The organism is Anaerolineae bacterium (assembly GCA_016931895.1).
Lineage (GTDB): Bacteria > Chloroflexota > Anaerolineae > 4572-78 > J111 > JAFGNV01.
The window spans coordinates 22,451-43,490 of record JAFGDY010000053.1 but is presented as its reverse complement, the minus strand read 5'-3'; the positions used below and the strand labels follow the sequence as shown (position 1 = coordinate 43,490).

General features: G+C 53.3%; 13 protein-coding genes and 1 riboswitch. Of the genes, 5 read left to right on the top strand and 8 right to left on the bottom strand.

From position 1 onward, the window contains the following. Positions 1-92 precede the first annotated feature (92 nt). The 3 genes from JW953_04465 to JW953_04455 form a co-directional block, all read right to left on the bottom strand. The gene (locus JW953_04465) at positions 93-1,478 is read right to left on the bottom strand and encodes a DUF11 domain-containing protein (GenBank protein ID MBN1991932.1); all 1,386 of its coding nucleotides are present in this window, start codon (positions 1,476-1,478) and stop codon (positions 93-95) included. A gap of 308 nt (positions 1,479-1,786) precedes the next feature. Then, positions 1,787-3,049 (bottom strand): aminotransferase class I/II-fold pyridoxal phosphate-dependent enzyme, encoded by a 1,263-nt coding sequence (locus tag JW953_04460; GenBank protein ID MBN1991931.1) that lies wholly within the window; start codon positions 3,047-3,049, stop codon positions 1,787-1,789. A gap of 138 nt (positions 3,050-3,187) precedes the next feature. After that, positions 3,188-3,301, bottom strand: a riboswitch (SAM riboswitch). 113 nt (positions 3,302-3,414) lie between these two features. After that, positions 3,415-4,458 (bottom strand): response regulator, encoded by a 1,044-nt coding sequence (locus tag JW953_04455; protein MBN1991930.1) that lies wholly within the window; start codon positions 4,456-4,458, stop codon positions 3,415-3,417. 151 nt (positions 4,459-4,609) lie between these two features. Here JW953_04455 and JW953_04450 point away from each other — a divergent pair, with 151 nt between their 5' ends. Next, positions 4,610-5,476: a GNAT family N-acetyltransferase gene (locus JW953_04450; GenBank protein ID MBN1991929.1), complete on the top strand. Its 867-nt coding sequence runs from the start codon at positions 4,610-4,612 to the stop codon at positions 5,474-5,476. Positions 5,477-5,479: 3 nt separating this feature from the next. Here JW953_04450 and JW953_04445 read toward each other — a convergent pair whose 3' ends face one another. The 5 genes from JW953_04445 to JW953_04425 form a co-directional block, all read right to left on the bottom strand. Beyond that, positions 5,480-6,562: a hypothetical protein gene (locus JW953_04445; GenBank protein MBN1991928.1), complete on the bottom strand. Its 1,083-nt coding sequence runs from the start codon at positions 6,560-6,562 to the stop codon at positions 5,480-5,482. A 3-nt stretch (positions 6,563-6,565) separates the two neighbouring features. After that, the gene (locus JW953_04440) at positions 6,566-7,141 is read right to left on the bottom strand and encodes a zf-HC2 domain-containing protein (protein ID MBN1991927.1); all 576 of its coding nucleotides are present in this window, start codon (positions 7,139-7,141) and stop codon (positions 6,566-6,568) included. Further along, positions 7,141-7,695, bottom strand: a complete 555-nt coding sequence (locus JW953_04435; GenBank protein ID MBN1991926.1) for a sigma-70 family RNA polymerase sigma factor — start codon at positions 7,693-7,695, stop codon at positions 7,141-7,143. The genes JW953_04440 and JW953_04435 overlap by 1 nt, the downstream gene beginning before the upstream one ends. Positions 7,696-7,813: 118 nt before the next feature. Beyond that, a complete protein-coding gene (locus JW953_04430) occupies positions 7,814-9,808 on the bottom strand; it encodes a DUF2723 domain-containing protein (GenBank protein ID MBN1991925.1) in 1,995 nt (664 codons plus the stop codon). A 67-nt stretch (positions 9,809-9,875) separates the two neighbouring features. Beyond that, entirely contained in the window at positions 9,876-11,066 is a 1,191-nt protein-coding gene (locus JW953_04425) for a biotin/lipoyl-binding protein (GenBank protein MBN1991924.1), read from the bottom strand. 314 nt (positions 11,067-11,380) lie between these two features. Here JW953_04425 and JW953_04420 point away from each other — a divergent pair, with 314 nt between their 5' ends. The 4 genes from JW953_04420 to JW953_04405 all read left to right on the top strand — a co-directional run bounded on the left by JW953_04420 (position 11,381) and on the right by JW953_04405 (position 21,033). Next, entirely contained in the window at positions 11,381-11,833 is a 453-nt protein-coding gene (locus JW953_04420) for a hypothetical protein (GenBank protein MBN1991923.1), read from the top strand. 476 nt (positions 11,834-12,309) lie between these two features. Further along, positions 12,310-13,935, top strand: coding sequence for a cyclic nucleotide-binding domain-containing protein (locus JW953_04415; GenBank protein MBN1991922.1), 1,626 nt, complete (start codon positions 12,310-12,312; stop codon positions 13,933-13,935). Next, positions 13,928-16,342: an ABC transporter permease gene (locus JW953_04410; GenBank protein MBN1991921.1), complete on the top strand. Its 2,415-nt coding sequence runs from the start codon at positions 13,928-13,930 to the stop codon at positions 16,340-16,342. The genes JW953_04415 and JW953_04410 overlap by 8 nt, the downstream gene beginning before the upstream one ends. An 11-nt stretch (positions 16,343-16,353) precedes the next feature. Beyond that, positions 16,354-21,033: an AMP-binding protein gene (locus JW953_04405; GenBank protein ID MBN1991920.1), complete on the top strand. Its 4,680-nt coding sequence runs from the start codon at positions 16,354-16,356 to the stop codon at positions 21,031-21,033. The last annotated feature ends 7 nt before the right edge of the window (positions 21,034-21,040 follow it).

Genomic DNA, 21,040 nt, shown 5'->3' with positions numbered 1-21,040 from the left:
CCCAGAGGATCGAAATTTGAAAGACTTTGGAAAAAATTTCAACCATTATACCGGTTAAATTCTGTTGAGGCCAATAATCCTCCATTAACCTGTTAATGTCGCCGCAGAATGGTGCCGTTGGTTCCCACAATAATGCAAGAACCCCCTATACAATCAATGCCATTCAGGGTTTGAGTAGTGGGCGAAGTTTCTGCACTCCAGGCGCTGCCGCCATTATTGGAGCGCAGAATAGTGCCGTTGGCCCCAACGGCAAAACAAAGCGAGGTTGAGGAACAGCTAACGCCATTCAGATGGTTGGTTGTGCCTGAACTTAAAGGCGTCCAGGCCCCGCCGTTGATTTTTTGGGCCACCACGCCATCTGTGCCCACCGCCACGCAATTATCACCATCAACACAGCTAACCGACATAAGAGTTTGCACCGGGTTGGTGAATAAATCTATCTTTGAAATAATCCCTATTCCCCCCGGACCATTTGGATTAGGATAGGTGCCAATGATCCGGCCCCCCAGCCCAACCATCCAACAAGTTTTTTCGGCAAAACAATCAACGCCGTACAGAGGCGTGTTTCCCATTCTGCCATTGATCCAAGTTTGCCCGCCATCATCCGTCACCCTGGCTTCGCTATCTTCCCCAACCGCCACGCATTGGGTAGCCGAGGGACAATCTACCGCATTCATCTGATACGTTTGGTTAAAATTCCAGGGCCAGGTTTTCCCGCCATCGTTAGAAACCAAAATTACGCCGGGGCTGCCTTTGCCTACGGCGACACATTTTGCGGCGGTGGGACAACTAACGTCATATAACACCAGCCCGGCGCTCACGTTGACCAAACTCCAGTTATCGCCACCATCACTGGTATTTAAGGTCACTGCCTGCCCGCCCACAACGCAATCAACGCTAGTGTAAGGTTTGCAACCTATCCCATAGAGTGAATTCCCAGTTCCAGAAGTTTGGGCTAGCCACCCATCTAACGCTTTAAAGATTACGGGTAAGTAGGCGTAATAGTAACTAACTGTAACCACCTGACTGCCTGTTGTTGGCGTCATTACCTCGCTGCTGGTTACCGCGGCGGTGTTGGCAATTTGCAATCCATTAGCCAAGCCGCTGTTAACGGTAACCGGGAAGGTAACGGTAATGGTGGTGTTGGGGTTAATAGTCACGTTTCTAACCAGCCGGGGCAGATCACCGGCATTTTGGGCCACCGTGCCGGTGCTGCCCTGCAAGGTAACCGGTCCGGCAAAAGTAAGATTACTGTCCAGAGTATCAGAGATGACGGCGTTGGTTGCTATGGCGCCGTTATTGTTAACAACAATCATATAAGTTACCCGCTGGCCTGGATGAGGTTTATCACGATCAACACTCTTGGTAAGAGTAAATATGGGGCCGTTGGCCTGAACCAGTAGCGGCGGCAGAATGAATAAAAACAGCCCGGCCAAAAGAATAATTACCGACAAATATTTATTTTTTTTAGACATCATAACTGTACCCATCATTCTCTGGACACTATATTTCCTTTTAATTGTTATACTTGGTTTCGACATGGTTTCCCCCTTGGTGATGAACATTTGAAATGCAAAAATTCTACAAGCGCAGCATTGAACCAGGCCACGAGAAAAATAGACTTACCTAATTGTAGCCCGGAAAGGAGGGGATTTCAAATGAAGCCAGAGATGAATCATCTGGAGAACACCTCCACAGGGTTAACCAAAGCCCAGCCTTTTTTGCTACCCAAAACAACCAGTAACCACAAAACAAAGGGCGGTTTGCTTATTGAATTTGCCTTTTTCTACTGCCGATATATTACCGCCGGCGTTACTTTGGCCTCTCCATCTATGGCTTGAAAAAGTGTTTCTGTTTGAAACGTTTTATCCAAAGCCTGGGCCAGATCGGCCAGCAAATCATCCGCAGACTCGATGCCCACGGCCAGCCGCACCAAACTGTCGCTGATGCCAATTTTGGCTCGTTCTTCAGAAGAAAATTCATAATAAGAGGTTTGGGCCACCTGCCCCACCAACGACTCCACGCCGCCCAGGCTGGGACCAATATAGGGAATTTGCAGGCGGTCAATAAAGTGGCCGGTACCGGCTAAATCGGTTTCCAATTCAAAGCTGACCACCCCGCCAAACCCCGACATTTGCTCCACTGCCACCTCGTAATCGGGATGGCTGACCAGGCCGGGGTAATAAACGCGCCGCACCGCCGGATGTTTGGCCAGGAAATGGGCAATTTTATCGGCAGTTTGATTCTGGCGTTGCACCCGCAATTCCAGCGTTTTTAGCCCCCGCAGCAGCAGATAGGCCGAGTGGGGATCGCTGATATCGCCAAGCATCCCCTGTGTTTCCCTAATGGCTCCCATCAAATAATCCGAACAAATCACCACCCCGGCCAGCAAATCGTTGTGGCCGCCCAGGTATTTGGTGGCCGAATGGATCACAAAGTCAACCCCAAATTCCAGCGGCCGCTGGTTGATGGGTGTGGCAAAGGTGCTGTCAACCACCGTTTTGATATTGTGCCGGTGGGCCATAGCCACCAATTTCTTTAAATCCAACACCCGCACGTAAGGATTGGTCGGCGACTCGGACAGGATGACTTTAGTATTGGGTTGAATAGCTGCCTCCAACGCTTCATAATTCCCCATTGGCACCTGAGACGACTCTACTCCGTAGCGGGCCAAAAATTGGGTTACAAATTGGCGGGTGCGACGATAACAATCGTTGGTAAAAATCACATGGTCGCCCGCTGCCAGCAGGCTAAGCAAGGTTGAAGTGACCGCCGCCATGCCACTGGCAAAAAGGCAGGCTGCCTCGCCGCTATCCAGGTTAGCCAGTTTAGCCTCAACCGCGGCCACGGTGGGATTGCCGTAGCGCCCGTACTCCTCTCGTCCATTCTGCGCGCCCCACTTGTGGGCTTCCTGGAAATTAACCAGATCGCGGGTGTTTTCAAAAGTAAAAGTGCTGGTTTGAACCAGGGGCGTGGTGAGCGCGTGATAAGGTTTCACCCGATCTTCACCGGCATGAACAACGCGGGTGCTTAAATGTTGGTTGGTCATCAAATAATCTCCTTAATTTTAAATGTTACAAACAAAAAAAGGGCCTCTTACCGGAAGATAAGAGGCCCTTTTGGATGGGGCGCGGTTAATAAAAAAGCCCCTTCCTAAAGAAGAGGCCGGGCGTCGTCGCTCGATTCGCTCTCATCTTCCAGAAGTTGAATTCTGCCGGAATTGGCACCGAAAATTGGGATAAATTCCAATCAGGTTGCCGGGGCTTCATAGGGCCGGTCCCTCCGCCCCTCTGGATGAGCACAGAGTGCTGGGTTCAATTGGTAAAGAAAACAATGATGATGATAGCGTATCTTGCCAGATTTGTCAAGAGTTTTTTAAAATTGGGAACTGGTCAATTTGGGGCCGGGCCAGACTCACTCCGTCGCCTCCGGCGCAACCCCGGCGGCCATTCGGGCCTGGCGAGTCTCATCAAACAAACGCGCATTTTCAATGACCAGGGTGGCTACGGCGATGATTGGCTCTAACAATTGCAAATCATTTTTGGTAAAACGACCCACTCGCGTGTCTACCACATTTAAAACACCAATCACCCCGTTTGGCGTGGTCAGCGGAATGGTCAGGATAGAACGTGTTTCCAGGCCGATCTTCTGGTCAACTTCCTTAAAATGTCGCGCTTCGGCGCGCGTGTTAGACACCAGCAGGGCGCCACCGGTTTGGGCGGCGTATCCGGCCAGTCCCTGTCCGGGGGCCAGTCGCCAGCCAATAACCTGGTTGCTGCCAGGGCCAGTGGCGTGTTGGCAAATCAATTCACCCGTGTCCGGCAGACACAGCCAAAATGAGGTGCCGGTAATATCCAACAAACGGTGTATTTCGTCAAGAATGGTGTGCAGAATCTGATTTAAATCAAATGTGGAATTAAACATCTGAACGGCTCGGCTAATCAGGGCCAACTCACGGTTGCGTTGTTGGAGTAACTCCTTGGCCCGGTTGCGGTTGGTGATTTCACGCGCTAATTCCTGGTTGGCCTGTTGCAGTTGTTCATTGGCCGCCAATAGCGCCTGCTGAGTTTGGCGCAGAGTAAGATGAATTCTAACGCGAGCCAGGATTTCATCAAGCGGGGCCGATTTGGCAATATAGTCAACGGCCCCTACCTCAAACCCCATCAGCCTATCGGCTGTTTCAGACAGCACCGTCATAAAGATGATGGGAATATCTTGAGTGGCTTCATTTTCTTTTAAACGGCGACACGTTTCAAAGCCATCCAGGCCGGGCATCAATACATCCAAAAGGATAAGATCGGGCTTAATTTCCTCAACCCGGGCCAGGGCTTCTTCCCCGCTGGAAACAGCAAGAACGTTAAAGCCGGCGTTCTCCAGTTGATCTCGCATGAGGCCTAAACTGATGGGCACATCGTCAACAATCAAAATTTTGCCGGTGACGCTTGTTCCATTCACCATAGCGTATTTCCTCCCGCTTTACCAAGCAAACTATGTAAAATTATATCACAAATACCAACAATAAAGTAGTGGACTCATTGCCTAAAGCTAAAGTCAGGCTCATTCTTTGACAGATTTGTTTCCCTTCCTACAATACTCTAAACGGAGCCAGATGATGCGCGCGGCGAAAATCAATCAACCAACCATAGTGCGGCCAATTAATGAGGCCGATAGTCGCAGTATCTTGCGGCTGGTAGACAGCGCCCGGCGCGTTCATCTACGGCTGCCGCCGGCCAATTTACCGGCCAAAATAAAAACGGCCCCCGGCTTTTTGGCCGAGGACCAGGTTGGGTTGCGCGGCTTTATGATGATTGAGGCCCAACAACCGCAGACGGCCCTGATTCTGGCTGCCGCCCTGCGGGACACGTGGGGAGTTAGCCCATACCTTGATTTGTTATTGCCCCAAATTGAGCAAAAAGCCCGCACCCAAAATTTAACCACCCTGGCCCACGTGAGTTACGACGATTGGTTGATTGACGGGCTAAAGGAACGTGGTTTTAGCACCCGCGAGTGGGTGGTGAATTTTGAGCGGCACGGCTCCTGGCCCCAAGCCATGGTGACGATACCGGCGATTATCCGCATCGCTCATCTAACCGACCTGCCGGCCATCCTGGCCCTGGACCGGCTGGCTTTTGCCCAATTCTGGCGCAAACCCCCGGCCAATTTTAGCGAAGCCCTGGCCAGGGCCGTATCGTTTATGGTGGCCGAATTGGACGGACAAATTGTAGGCTATGAGTGGTGCGAAATTTATCGCCAGCACGCTCACCTGGCCCGGCTGGCCGTTCATCCCGATTACCAGGGGCGCGGCATTGGGGCGCAATTGCTCTACCAGGCCATCATTGACACCCTGGCCAGGGGGGTCAACCTGATTACCCTCAATACCCAAGAAAACAACCACCGCTCTCACGCGCTGTACCGGCGTTTTGGCTTTATGCAAACCGGGCAGCGCATGCCGGTGTTGGGCAAGGAGTTGGGGTAATCCTCAACTGCCTTCAGCAGGCGTATCCTCATCAGCCTGCTCAATCTCAGATTTTTTATCAGTATCCTCTTGCGTTTCTTCAGGCAGGGCCGGTTTTGCGGACATCTGGCCGGCCACGGTTAATTCACGGAAGGCCAGGGTCCACAGGCCTGAACGGAAAATCAAGTAGAGGCCGGTAACAAAGGTCATGGACACAGTGAGCAGCACAATGAACACCAATCCCCCGGCCAGCAGCGCCGCCCACCATTTCCAGGTCAGCAAAAACACAACCAGGCCGGGAATAAGCCCTACCAGGCCGGCCAGCACCATCACCACAATTGTCACCACAAAGGATACCATAGCCCAGGCAATTCCCAGACCAATCATCAATAACACCAAAATGGCGACGTCCTTCAGGTTTTGGCGAATTAAGGCATAACTGGCTTTGAGGCTCTCAACAGCTCCCTTTTGCCGCAGCACGGCATAACGCCAGGCCAATTCCTGGAACGGCATCACCACAACGCTAACAATAATCACGGCCAAAATCCACAACAGCAACAGGCCAATACCGGCCACAATGCCAAAGATCAACAAGCCGGTGTTTTCCAGAAAGGCCAGGAAAAACGGGGAGACGGCGGCCAACAACAACACGCCAAAAATAATAATCAAAGGCAGGGCAATGATAAAACCAACCAAAAAGACTCGCCAGGCGCGTTTTGACCAGCCTATCCGCCAGCCTTCTTTAACGGTGACGCCCCCGGTTTCTTCAACCTGGTCCACCATGCCAATCAGGGCCGCGCGCGTTACTGCCTGCACAACGGCGCTCACCACCGCCATAAACAGAATCAGGCACAACACTGCCGCCACAATTCCCCCAATAATCAGCCAGATATTGGCGGAAGTGAAGAAGGATTCATAGGGCCAATCAAAGCCCTGCTCAAACCCATTGCCGTCGTAACTTCCCGGCGGCGGTCCGCCACTGCCGCCGCCATTGCCGCCACCACCGCCGGTGGCGCTACAGAGGGCCAGGAAAAAACCAAAAATCCACAAAGCCCGGTATTTGATGGTAATTTTAAAAGAACGTTTAATGAGGTCTACGTAATCCATTTTTTAACTCCTTATCTTGTCTGATCGCCTTGATACAAAGATCAGGCTGAACCAATTAAAATACAAAATCATGATAACGCCGATTGAAACCATATAAAGCAAAAATGGTAACATCACGCCTAACCCTAACCTGAGCTTTTGGCCTATTTCACCCAGGTAAGCCAGGTAAAAGGGATGGATCAAAACCAACCGCCACAGGTTAGTGGTAAATTGCTCAAACCACCCGCCAAAACCAAATGTTTCCACCAACCGAGCAACCCAATTGAGCTGGCTGCTCAACCAAAAGATGGCCCTGACCATCATAAAAAGTAACACCAGCCCCAAACCAGAACTCCACCCAATGATGCCCAGGTTCACCTGGGTTTTTGTTTCTCTGGCCGGCAGTGATAACGGTTGTTTTAATTGGGCCAGGCCGGAGGGTAAAATCCAGCTTTGTAAAATAGCGGCCAGGGCTTGTAATTCGGTTACACGCGCCCGGCAAATTGAACATCCGGCCAGGTGCGTTTCAACTTTCATCCTTTCTGCGCTCCCCAACTCGCCGTCGAGATAACGTAACAATTCCGCTTCTTGGCTATGCATCAGGCGTTCTCCGGTAATGGTTGCAAACGTTTTTTTAAAACTGAACGGGCGTAATTGAGCCTGGACATCACTGTGCCTACCGGAATATCCAGGATTTGGGCAATTTCTTGGTAAGAATGGTGGTGATATTCTCGTAAAATCAAGGCCGCGCGGCTTTGCTCCGGCAAACTCTGCACCGCCTGCTTAACCAACTCGGCCTGCTGCTTGCGACTCACCTGGCCTTCCAGGTCAATCCTGGCATCTTCTGTCCTGGCTGCGTCCAACTCAACGGTGGGGCGCTGGCCCCGCCAAAAATCAACCGTGGTGTTGTGGGCAATTTTCAGCAGCCAGCTTTTAAACTTTTGCCGGTGCCGGTACTTTTCCAGGCCCAACCAGGCTTTGATGAACGTTTCCTGGGCCAAGTCTTGAGCCGTATCCACCTCGTTGCCCAGCCGATACAGAAAACCCAGCACGGTGGCCTGATGTAAGGCTACCAAAGCCTGAAAAGCTTCTTTACTGCCCTGCTGCGCCGCTTTGACCAATTCTGCTTCAGATTCGGTGGGGGTGGTTGCCATAGTCCAGTCCGGGTCGCTCAGATGAGCGACTGTTATTATATACAACGGATGAAGTTGTGGTTTTATTCGGAGTATCATGACGATTTGCGCCGGTTGGGGTGATATGAAAAACCGGCAGTCAATTAACCGGCTTCAATTCAACCCGACCCACCTCCGTTGCATTTTGAGCGGGATCGTACCAGATGAGCAGGGGGGTGTATGGGCCGGGGGGGGAGTCAACCGGGAGAGTCAAATCGTACACGTCCGAAACGATTTCGCCGGGGCGCCAGGCGGTGGTGGGGTAGGCGAAGTGGACGGGCGCGGCGTCGGTGGCAGTTACAATTTCTCCGGCCTGGTTGAGCAGGCGGGCCGACACTTTTAAGTTGGCGGAGATAATAGCCTCCGCCCGCCAATAAAGGGCCAACCGCACCGGAGCAGGCCCCGCCCCGGTATGGGGAACGCGCGACACGCCATAACCGGCCAGCGTAATTTCCGGGACGGCGGTTTGATTGGCCGGAACGACTTCCTCCGGCAAGGCCGATAGCGGCGCAGGGCCGACCCGGATCAGCGGGCCAACTGCGCCCAAAAACCAGCGTTCCGGCGCGCCGCGCAGCTCGCGGGTCAAATAAACGGATTTTCCCTCCCTGAGCAATTTTTCCACCGTAACCAGGCGATCCGCTTCCAAATCGGCGGCAATCGTTTCCACCTGGGGCCGCATGGTTTCCGTTTGCTGAAAATAACGAATCAGGGTCATTTCACCCACCAGGCCCACAATCGCCGCTTGATCCTCGAATGGTTGCCGCAAAATATCCAGCCCGTAATCGTGAACGTGCCAGGTATTACGTTGGGCCAACAGGGGACGGGTGGCCCGGATATTTTGGAAAATAATAAAGCCAAAAATAACCAAAGTAAGGCCGGTCAGGGCGACGCGCCAGGCTGAAAGTTTCATAAAGCCGGTAGAAATTGAACCCTCAAGCATCCCCGGTCTGCGGTTGGCGGCCCTTCCCGCCCCGGCGGCAATTTGCAGCAAAAACGTTGCGCCCACGCCGCTCCACATGGCCCATATCAAAAAAACGGGGATAAAAAACACCTCAATGTCGGTGACCCGGTAAAAAATATTGAACGTAAAATAGGTCAAAAAGGCCAGGCCGGTCAAGGCCAGTATTTTGCGCCGGCCCACCCAAAGCAGGTAAAAGATACCCACAAAACCGGGGACCAGCGTATAGAAATGGCTGCGCATTAAATCCCAATAAAAGCCGGCGCTGCGTTCATGGTCAAAGGGGTTGTCAAATATGAACGTGCCATAACCGCCGGCGCCAACCTGTCGCCAGAAACCGGGCCAGTTATTTTGGTACGTGCCGTCAAGCGAACCGATATGCCCGCGCAGAGGAAGGTAGAGGTAAAGCAGTAAAGGCGCCAAACCCAGCAGCGCTCCCAGGGCCAGGATTTTCCAGGTGAAACGGTAGGCCCGGCGCGTCAGATAGAGATAGAGCGCCAGCGCGGGCAGGAGCAAAACCATAGTGCGATGATGCGTCAGCGACAGGCCGGTCAAAAAAGCCAGCCAGTAAAATTGCCGGTGTTCTTTGGGGGGAGCAGGCGGCGTAACCACGATGAGAAGCAGCAGAGCCACAAAAAAAGTATTCAGCGCGTAAACCTCGGCGATGGTGGCCTGTTGCCAAAAGACCGGGCCGGTAGCCAGCAACAGCGCGCCGCCAACGCCGCCCAGGTGAACGGCCCAGCCGGGTAAAGGTAAAGGCCCATTTATCCGGGGCGAGTGGCTATTGGCCCCCACTTGCCGTATTAACAGGTAAAGCAGAGCTACCGTGGCCGCGCCAAACACGGCGCTCATCAGGTTCACGCGAAAGGCCACGTTGCCCACCGGCAAAAAGGTGAATAATTTACCCAAGAGGGTATAGAGGGGGTAGCCGGTGGGGTGGGCGATGCCCAATTGGTAGGTGACCAGTTGGAATTCCAGGCTGTCGTCAAACAGCGTTACCACCGAAGGGGCCAGGGTGGTGAGGTAAAGGGCCAGGCTGGCCGTAAAGAGTATCGCGGAAATAAAAAATGGAAGATATTTAGAGACAGCGGAGGGGGGAGGCAAAAGAGCATGGGAGAAAAATCTCCAATCCTCCAAATCTCCCTTGCTCCTTTGCTTTTTGGCCTTGTTTCTTCTACGCACCGTGCCCACCGCCCGCACTTGTTTACCGGGCCAGTTCTTCCGGCTCAATGGCAATTTCAACCCGGCCGGTCATGCCGGGCCGCACGTCGTGATCTGCGCTGTTGAAATCCAGGTAAACGGTGAACAGGGCCGTGTCCCCATCCTTCCGTTCGGATTGCAGTTCAATACGGTAGACCAGGGCCGGAAACGGGGTATTGGGATAGGCTTTCAGGTAAATGTCGGCTTTGTCGCCGGGCCGGATGTCGCCCAGGTTGCGCTCGCTAAAATTGCTGGTGGCAAAACGCAACGGTTCAACCTGGGCCAGGGTGACGGAAGCATTAGCCGTTGACATACCGGGCGAGGCATTGACTGCCGTCACCTCGCCATCCCAGGGGGCCAGGAGTTGGGCTTTGACCAGATTGGCCCGGGCCTCGTTTACCTGGAGTTGAGCCTCGTTGAGCCGAGCCTCGTTGACGGCTAACGCTTCGGGCCGCAAGCCGGCCTGCAATTTATCCAGCCGGTTTTGAGCCTGAACAACTTGCAATCGGGCCGAGGCGACTTGGGCCTCGGTGGCCGGTTTGGTGGCTTCGTTGTAGATGGCCTGGGCGCGTTCGTAGTTGAGGGTGGCCCGCTGCAATTCGGCGGCCTGGGGACTCATGCCTATGCCTTCGGCATAAGCCACCGCGTCGTAAGCTTCTTGAGCTTGGCGCAATTCAACTTCGCGCAGGCGTAAATCGGCGGCGGCCTGGGTGATGGCCTCTTCAGAAGGCAAACTCAACAGGCGAGCCAGTTCTGCCTGGGCGGCGGTCAAACTGGTTTCAGCCTCGGCGATGTCGCCGGGCAGGGCGGGAGCGGCTTCGTTGGTTATTTGCGCTTGCAGCGAGGCCAGGCCGGCTTCGGCCTTCACCAGGGCATTGCGCAGGTCGGTGGCGTCAATCCGGGCCAGCAGTTCACCTTTTTTAACCCGTTGGCCGGGTACCACGTAAACTTCCTCAATGGTCGCGCTGACGCCGGGCACCTGAAAGCTGAACGTTTGGGGTGGCAGCGGCAGCACCACCTGCCCATCGGCGGCGATAGTGGTTTGGTAGGCGGTAATGGGGGTGGGTAAAGGCGTTGGCGTTCCTGCCGGGGTAGGGCTTGGTTGACCAAAGCTAAGGCCTTCGCCGGAAGCGTCGCAGGCAGAGAGAGCCAGCAAACTCAGAATGGTTAAGATTATGATCAGGATATTTTTCATTAATGTTCCTCTGTCAGGGGAGCAAGGTTGCAGGTGTAGCAGAATTTATCTTTCCTACTTCTACCCTGCTACCCTGTTACTATACCGGAAATGATAACAAACATGGCTGGGTCTAATCATAGCCCAAGCAGGCACATTTTGGCAAGAATGGTGGGCGAGGCCATTGTTTGTCTTTAATAAATAAAGAAAGGACGTTTTTATATTTCGTAAAATTCACTTACAAAAGATATTGACAAAAATAAGGTATCGTGATATAATAATACATACTTACACGTAATTAGAAAATATCATTTATAGTTTAGGAGATTTCGAAAATGGCAAAGGAAACAAAAAACAACGGCGCAGACGAACCTGTGGTTGAAGAAGCAAAGGCCCAGGGCGATAAAGTAGCCAAGGGTATGGACGAAGCGGGCAAAAAGGTTTCTGAAGGGATGAGTAAAGCGGGTGAAAAAATGTCCGAAGGGATGAGTTCAGCCAGCAAAACCCTTAACGAGGCGTTTAAGCAGGTAGAGGGTTTGGGCAAGGCCTTGGGCAGCGCGCTTCAGGATCGGGCCAACGTGGTGATGGTGCGGGTCAATAACGACAGCCTCACTTACCTGGACATGCTGGTTGAAGCCGACATCACCAGGAGTCGTTCCGAGAGCGCAGCCTTCCTCATCAACGAAGGCATCAAGGCTAACGATACGCTCTTTAAAAAAATTCGCGATATCACCGACCAGATTGCGGCTCTCAAAGCCCAACTCCGCGACGCCGTGGACGTTGAATAATCACCGCCATCAGTTAAAGTTTGCCGCCGGCAAGGGGAGGCGTTAAGCCTCCCCTTGTTCTTTTTGCGTTAAGGGACATGATTAGAGGCTTCGCATCCTTATAAATGAAGTTTTTGCCCCCTTCCCCGCCATTAAGATTGAGTATTGAAAAGACTTTCAACATTTCGGATTCGATGATATAATTGTTGTAGTTATAGATGTCCAGGAAAATTTCTTCCAAAAAACAGGGCAGCAAGGTAGCAGATATAAAATTTGTTACTCTGCTACCTTGCTACCGATTTTAGCGGCAAAAACTTTTCTGGAGCACTATATAGAAATTGATTTGTTATTTCTCCCTATTTTTGCCCACGTTCAAACTGATCGGCCTTTGCTTCATTAATGGTTTATTGTTTTGTAGCCATAACCCATACACACCAAAATCTTCAAAAAGAGACGAGGCCTGGCTCTCATCCATCAAATACATAGAGGTATAACTGATGAAACTCCCCGGTCTGCTTTCGAAACCCCATCGCCGTCAAAACGAAGCCGGTTCAACCCGGCCAACGGCACCCCTCTCTAACAATGCCCTCATTAATTTACGCCAGGTTGTCAAAACTTATGAAACGCCTGCCGGTTCATTCACTGCCCTCAAGGGCATTGATTTGCAGGTTAATGCCGGCGAATTTGTGGCCGTGATCGGCAAATCAGGCAGCGGCAAATCTACCTTGATCAATATGATCACCGGCATTGACCGGCCCACCTTGGGCGAGGTGTTTGTCGGCGGCACCCCCATCCACAAACTCAATGAAGACCAAATAGCTCTCTGGCGGGGCCGTAATTTGGGCGTGATCTTTCAATTCTTTCAACTGCTGCCAACCCTGACCTTGCTGGAAAACGTGATGCTGCCCATGGAGTTGAGCCATTTATATTCCCGGCCAGAGCGGGAAGAGTGGGCCATGCATCTGCTAGAGCAGGTTGACCTGGTTGATCAGGCCCATAAATTCCCCACCACCTTGTCGGGGGGGCAGCAACAGCGCGGGGCCATTGCCCGCGCGCTGGCTAATTCACCGGCCGTGCTGATAGCCGATGAGCCGACCGGCAGCCTCGATTCAAAAACATCCGATACCATTTTTGAGCTTTTTGAAAACTTTGCCGGGCAGGGCAAAACGGTTTTGATGGTCACCCATGATCGAGACCTGGCCGGTCGGGTTTCGCGGGTGGTGTTTATTGCCGATGGCGAGATCACCGATCAACAAATTGCCGCTGCCTTGCCCTCGTTGAGTAAAAAAGATCTGGCCGAGGTTTCCGCAAAACTTGAACCGGTCAAATATAACCCCGGCGCTACAATTGTTCAACAAGGTGACCCGGCTGAACATGTTTACATTATCATCAAGGGTAATGTTGACGTTATTTTTCAGCACGCCAGCGGGCAGGAAGTTACCATTGGCCACCTGAGCAGCGGCCAGTACTTTGGTGAAATGGGCTTGTTGGAAGGCGGAAAACGCACGGCCTCGGTGCGAGCTGCCGCCGATACGGAAGTTGTAGCTATGCAGTTAGACCGCGATACATTAACCGACTTGATGGCCCGGTCGCAAATGACCAAAGAACAAATCATTCATCTAATGCGGGAGCGGGCGACGGGACAACGTTTAGCCGAAGCTTTGCCGGTTCTGAGTCAGGCAGAACTGGACGAGATAATGGCCAAGGCTAAACCCACAACCTTTGCCCCGGGAGACACTATTGTACACCAGGGCGATACGGCCACCGAGTTTTATATTATTACCGCCGGCCGGGTTGAAGTTATTGAGCATCGCCCGGACGAGCAGGCAGTTGTGATAACACGCTTAGAGGCGGGTCAACATTTTGGTGAATTGGGTTTGTTGCGAGGCGGCAAACGGATGAACACCGTTCGGGCGGCAGCCGATACCGAGGTTGAAGTGGTGGCCCTGGATCAGGCCACGTTTCGATACCTGGTTCAGGAAAACAAAATGGTAAAAGCAGAAATTGCGCACGTCATTACCCGCCGGCAAGTGCAAGCAAAATTAAAAGACTTTATGCCCGATCTAAAACGCCGCAAACGCCAGATCCCGTTTGGGAATGAAGAGGAAACGGCCAATGATTAACCTGCGGACGCGCAAAATCCTGCGTGATTTGTGGGGCAATAAAATCCGCACCGCCCTGGTGGTATTAACCATTGCCATTGGCGTGTTTGCCGTAGGCAGCATTGCTCGTTCCTGGGTGATACTCTCGCGTGATCTATCCAATAGTTACCTGGCGGCAAATCCGGCCAGCGCCACTATCAGCACCTACGCCGCTCGCAATTTCAATAACAACGTGGTTGAACTGGTAGAGGGGATGCCCGAAGTCAAACAGGCCGAAGGTCAAAATGGACTCAGAGCGCGGGTTAAAGTGGGGCCGGACAACTGGCGCGCCTTGAGATTGGTGGTGCGGGATGATTACGATGACCTGCGGATTGCCAAATTTAGCTTGGAAGCAGGCCAATGGCCCCCGCCCAACCAAACCATGCTTCTTGAACGTTCGTCCATCAACCTGACCCAGCTTGATATTGGCGAAACCACCCTCGTTGAACTCCCCAACGGCAAACAACGAGAAATCATGGTAGCAGGCTACGTTCACGATCTTAACCAAACCCCCACCGTATTTTCTTACATTGCCTACGGTTACATTACCGCCGAAACCCTGGAAAAACTCACCGGCGAACGGGGTTTTAATGAATTGATGATCACCGTGGCCCAAAATCCTTTTGACGAGGATCATATTCGTGATGTGGTAGACAAAGTTACCCAAAAAATGGAGGACAATTACCTGATCATTGCTTCCAAAGAAATCCGGGAGCCGGGCAAACATCCCCTGGATAATATCATCCAGGCGGTGATCCTGATCTTATCTATGCTGGGCATTCTTTCGGTGTTTTTAAGCGCCTCGTTAGTGGTCAATATTATTTCCTCCATCCTGGCCCGGCAAGTGCAACAGATCGGCTCGCTCAAAGCCATTGGCGCTACCAGCCGCACCATTATGTCAATGTATATGCTGGCCATTGTGATTTTTGGTATCCTGGCCCTGATTATCTCCGTGCCGTTAGGGATGGTGGCGGCGCGGCAAAACACGGTATTTATTGCCGGTTTGCTTAATTTTAATATTACCAGCTTTGAAATTCCGCTCTACATTTTTGGCCTAGAATTATTGGCCGGCCTGATTGTGCCCTTTCTGGCGGCGCTGTATCCCATTATCAGCGGCACCCGCATTACCGTGCGCGAAGCCATTGGCGCCGGCGGGGCAAAAACAGCCCAGTTTGGGGCCAGCGCCTTTGACCAACTTTTTGAAAAATTTCGTGGTTTGCCCACATCCATTCTCTACGCCTTTCGCAATATATTCCGGCATAAAGGCCGCCTGGCCTTAACCCTGGTGGCCTTGAGTTTGGCCGGGGCCATTTTTATTGCCGTAATGAGCGTGCGGGATTCGCTTTTTTTAACCACCAATGATATTGCCGCATACTGGCAAGAAGATATTTCGATCAGTTTTGTCGACCCGCAACGCCTGGTTGAAGTGGAACGAGAAGCCCTGAGTGTCCCCGGCGTGGCGCGCGTCGAAGGTCGCTTGGTGAAACTCGGCTTCCGGGTCCGGCCTAATGGCGCCGAATCGAAACAAACCACCACCATTCACGGCGTATCGTTGCCAACCGAATTTATTACCCCCACGGTTATCAAAGGGCGCTGGTTACAGGCGGGAGACACCAACAGCCTGGTGATCAACACCGATTTTCTCGACGAAGAACCCGACCTTGCCATTGGTGATACGGTTGAGCTAAAAATTGAGGGCCGTACAATAAAATGGACAGTAGTGGGCCTGGTCACCAGCCAGATTGTCGGCGGCACCGATTTGATGGCCCCCATCGCTTACACCAATTATGATTACCTGGCCAAAACAATGGGCGAAGTGGGCCTGGTAGACCGGCTGCTCATCAGAACCCAAAAGCAGGATATCGCGTTTCAAACAGATGTGTCCGACGCCCTGGAACAACACTTTCAACGGGTCAACTTACGCATCCGGGGCAAATTACTCAATACCGATGTTCGGACCTCATTGCAAAATGTATTTGCTATTATTTTAAATCTAATGCTAACCATGACCCTGCTGTTTGCCACGGTGGGCGGTTTAGGTTTGACCAGCATGATGAGCCTGAACGTGCTGGAACGCACTCAAGAAATTGGCATTATCCGGGTTTTAGGCGGGCCGGGGCGGGTTGTGTCGCAAATTGTGCTTACCGAAGGCATTTTTATTGGCCTTTTAAGCTGGTTTTTGGGTATGTTGTTGGCTATTCCCTTGAGCATCTATTTTGGCAATTCTATCGGCGTGACGTTTTTAAATATACCGCTTGTTTATACGTTTCCCTTTTGGGGTATCTTTTTGTGGCTGGTACTGGTTATTATTCTTTCCACCATTGCCAGCCTGATTCCGGCCCGCAGCGCCTCCCGGCTGAGCGTACGTGAGACCCTGGCCTATGAATAATTCCCAAATTTATGACTCAAATTCGCTTTGAACCCATCCCCGCCACCACGCTGGTTGACCTGTTGCGCTGGCGAGCCGTACACCAACCTCAACGCCGGGCCTATACTTTTTTAGAGGACGGCGAAACCGAAGCAATCCATTGGAACTATGCCGAATTAGACCACCACGCCCGCGCTATTGGCGCACAATTGCGTAACTTGGGAGCCGCCGGAGAAAGGGTTTTATTGCTTTACCCGCCGGGCCTGAACTACATTGCGGGCTTTTTTGGCTGTTTGTACGCCGGGGCTGTGGCCGTACCCACCTATCCCCCCCGGCGTAACCGGCTCGACTTCCGCCTGGAGATGATTGTTAAAGATTCCCAGGCCGCTTTTTGCCTGGCCGAAGCCGCTGTTTTATCCGGTTTGGAACAGCGGCTGGCCCAATTGCCCGATCTGGCCCAACTACAATGGCTGGCCACGGCACAAATTGATAATACCCTGGCCGGTCAATGGCAAGCCCCTGCCATCACCGCCGATACGTTGGCTTTTCTGCAATATACCTCCGGTTCAACCGGCTCCCCCAAAGGGGTTAAGATCAGCCACGGCAATGTTTTGCACAATGCGGCTATGATTCAGCATGGATTTGGCGACACACCCGCCAGCCGGGGCTTATCCTGGCTGCCACCCTATCACGATATGGGCTTAGTGGCCATCATTCAGCCGTTATATGTTGGGGCACCCACGGTGCTGATGTCGCCGGTGGCCTTTTTGCAAAAACCGGTTCGCTGGCTCCGGGCAATTTCTCATTTTGAAGCCACCACCAGCGGCGGGCCAAATTTTGCCTATGATCTTTGCCTTGAAAAGATTACGCCCGAACAATGCAATGGGCTTGATCTCAGTAGTTGGGACCTTGCCTTTACGGGCGCTGAACCAGTCAGGCCAGAAACCATAGAAAAATTTACCCAAACTTTTGCCCCCTACGGATTCCGGCGGGAGGCATTTTACCCCTGCTACGGATTAGCCGAAGCCACGCTCTTTGTGACCGGCGGGCTAAGAACGGCTCCGCCCGTTGTCCAATACGTTGACCGGACTGCCCTCGGGCAAAACCAAATTATGCCTGTGCCGGCCTGTGCCGAACACGCGCACGCTATTGTCGGCTGCGGGCAAGGTGGGGCCGGTCAAAAAATATTAATTGTTGACCCGGAAACCCTGAAACCGTGCCGGCCGGCTGAAATTGGCGAAATCTGGGTCGCCGGACCCCACGTGAGCCGGGGTTATTGGAACAAGCCGGAGCTATCCGCCCAAACCCTTAACGCTCACCTGGCCGGTACGGGCGACGGCCCTTTTTTGCGAACCGGCGATTTGGGTTTTTTGCAGGATGGAGAACTATTTATTACCGGACGCCGCAAAGACCTGATCATCATTCGCGGCCAAAATCATTACCCGCAAGATATTGAACTGACCGTAGAAAAAAGCCATCCCGCGTTGCAGCCCGGAGCCGGCGCGGCCTTTTCCATTGACGTTCAAGGGGCCGAACGGCTGGTGATTGCCCAAGAAATAACCCGCCACGCCCGGCAAACCCTGAATGTGGCGGAAGTTACCGGCGCTGTACGCCGGGCCGTGTTAGCAGAGCACGGCTTGGACGTTTACGCGGTGTTGTTGCTCAAACCGGTCAGCATCCCCAAAACAACCAGCGGAAAAATCCAACGGCAAGCCTGTAAAACCGGCTTTTTAGATAAAATCCTGGCCGTCCAGGGAGAATGGCAGCAGACCACGCCCCCCGCAAAGGATGTGCCCGGCCCGGAAACATCGGTTAAAGCGACCAGACCGCCCAGCAACGAAACCGATATTCAAACCTGGCTGGTTGAAAAAATTGCCCAACAACGTCAATGCCCGGCGGCAGACATCAATATCAACACTCCGTTTACCCACTACGGGCTAGACTCGCTGGCCGCTATCACGCTATCGGGCGAACTGGCAGATTGGTTGGAACGTCCTGTATCGCCCACTCTGTTATACGATTACCCCACCATTGTCACCCTGGCCCAACACCTGGCCGGAACAACCCCGGCCCACCACAGCAGCCCGGTGCCGGGCACAGACTCCATGTCGGGCACGGACCTCATCGCCATTATTGGCCTTGGCTGCCGTTTTCCCGGCGCTAACGATCCCCCGGCGTTTTGGCAACTCTTGCGAGAGGGCGTTGATGCCATTGGCGAGGTTCCGCCGGGTCGTTGGCAAACGGAGAATTTTGCCAACATGTCGCCGGACACGTTGAGCATCCGGTGGGGCGGGTTTTTGGAACAGGTTGATTTGTTTGACCCGTTCTTTTTTGGCATTTCGCCCCGCGAAGCGGCACAGATGGACCCCCAGCAGCGGCTCCTGCTAGAAGTGAGTTGGGAGGCTTTGGAAAATGCCGGGCTTGCCCCGCCCCAACTGGCGGGCAGCCAAACCGGCGTATTTACGGGCATCAGCAGCAACGATTACGCCCGGCTGCAATTTGGCCCGTTAGCGCAGTTCACCACCTATACCGGCACCGGCAATGCGCTTAGTATTGCCGCCAACCGCCTCTCTTACCTGCTTGATTTACGCGGGCCAAGCCTGATCGTTGATACGGCTTGTTCATCGGCGCTGCTGGCCGTTCACCTGGCCTGCCAGAGTTTGCGCCAGGGCGAAAGCGATCTGGCGTTAGCGGGCGGGGTCAACCTTATTTTATCGCCCGATTTATCCCGCATTTTTGCTCAAGCCGGCATGCTGGCTGCCGATGGCCGCTGCAAGGCGTTTGACGCCGCCGCCGACGGTTACGGGCGCGGCGAGGGCTGCGGCGTGGTTGTGCTCAAACGGTTAGCCGATGCCGTGGCCGATAAAGATAATATTCTGGCCGTCATCAAAGGGTCGGCGGTCAATCAAGACGGCCGCACCAACGGCCTCACCGCCCCCAACGGCCCGTCGCAGCAGCAGGTCATCCGGCAAGCGTTAAAAAATGCGCAGGTATCGCCCCACGAAATTGGTTATATTGAAACCCACGGCACCGGCACCCCGCTGGGCGACCCCATTGAGGTTAATGCTTTGCAGGCCGTATTTGCCACAACGCAACCTGAACCTACTCCCTGCTGGATTGGCTCGGTAAAAACCAATATCGGCCATCTGGAAGCCGCCGCCGGAATCGCCGGATTGTGCAAGGTGGTTCTGGCGTTGCACTACGGCGAGATTCCGCCGCATGTGCATCTCGCCTCGCTCAACCCGCATATTTCGCTGAAAAATTCTCCCCTGGCTATTCCCACCGAACGCCAACCTTGGCCGGCCCATAAACCTCGCCTGGCCGGGATTAGTTCCTTTGGCTTTGGCGGCACCAACGTGCATCTGGTGGTGCAAGAAGCGCCGGCTATAACCAAACCGGACCGTCATACTGTTCAAGACCGACCGTTGCACCTGTTAGCTTTGTCGGCCAAAACAGCCCCTGCGCTTGAGGAATTGATCCGGCGCTATCAGACTATTTTAGCCACCACGCCGGGCCAAAACATAGCAGACGTTTGTTTTAGCGCCAACAAGGGCCGCGTCCATTTTCAGCACCGGCTGGGAGTTGTGGCCGCTTCGTGTGATGAATTGCAGCAAAAGCTGGCCGCGCAAATGCCCGTGTCAACATTGGCTGGCGGCAAAAAATCTCGACCCCGGCAAACCGGCATTGTTTTTCTATTCACGGGACAGGGAGCGCAATATGCGGGTATGGGACATCAACTCTATGCAACTCAGCCAACGTTCCGCAACGTTATGGATCGCTGTAACAAAATTTTACAGCCCTACCTGGACGTGCCTTTACTGGACATTCTTTATTCCGGCCAGGCCAACCTTCAATCTACTTCTCTTGACGACCCGGTCTACGCCCAACCGGCCTTGTTTGCCCTGGAATACGCATTGGCCGAGGTGTGGCGCTCGTGGGGCGTGGCGCCGGCAGTGGTTTTGGGACATAGTGTGGGCGAAATTGTGGCTGCGTGCGTGGCGGGCTGTTTTAGCCTGGAAGATGGCCTAAAACTGGCAACCGAACGGGGCCGCTTGAGGCAAGCTTTACCCCAAAACGGCGAAATGCCGGCCGCGCTTGAAGGGGCGGCCGGCCAAGTGCCGGTGAATGCGTTGCGGATGCCATTGGTGTCCAATCTCACCGGTGAAATCTTCCCTCCCGGCTATATTTTGGATGCGGCTTATTGGCGACGCCAAACCCGCGAAACGGCTCAATTTGCCGCCGGCATCAATACCTTGTTCCGGCAAGGCTACCGGACGTTTTTGGAACTCGGCCCCCGACCTGTTTTGTCAACCCTGGGCCGGCAGGGCCGGGAAGATGAAGTTGCCATCTGGTTGGCGTCGCTCAATCAAGAGGAGGAGAACTGGCGCGTGCTGCTGGAGAGCGCGGCCACCTTATACGGCCAGGGAGTTGATATAGATTGGACCGGGTTTGACCGGGACTATCCGCGCCGCCGGATTTCCTTTCTGCCAACTTATCCCTTTCAACGGAAACGATATTGGTTTAGCAGCCTGCCCAGTAATGACAAGCGCGCTCAGCCGGATATCGGTTCTGCTAAATCTGACCCGCAACCTGATGACCTGGCCGGTATCACCGATGAAATGCTGGAACGGCTTATGCAGCAACAACTGAAAACTATGGCGAACTTGATGGGCCGGCAATTAGCAACGTTGTCCGATAATGACCCAGAGTGAGGTAACT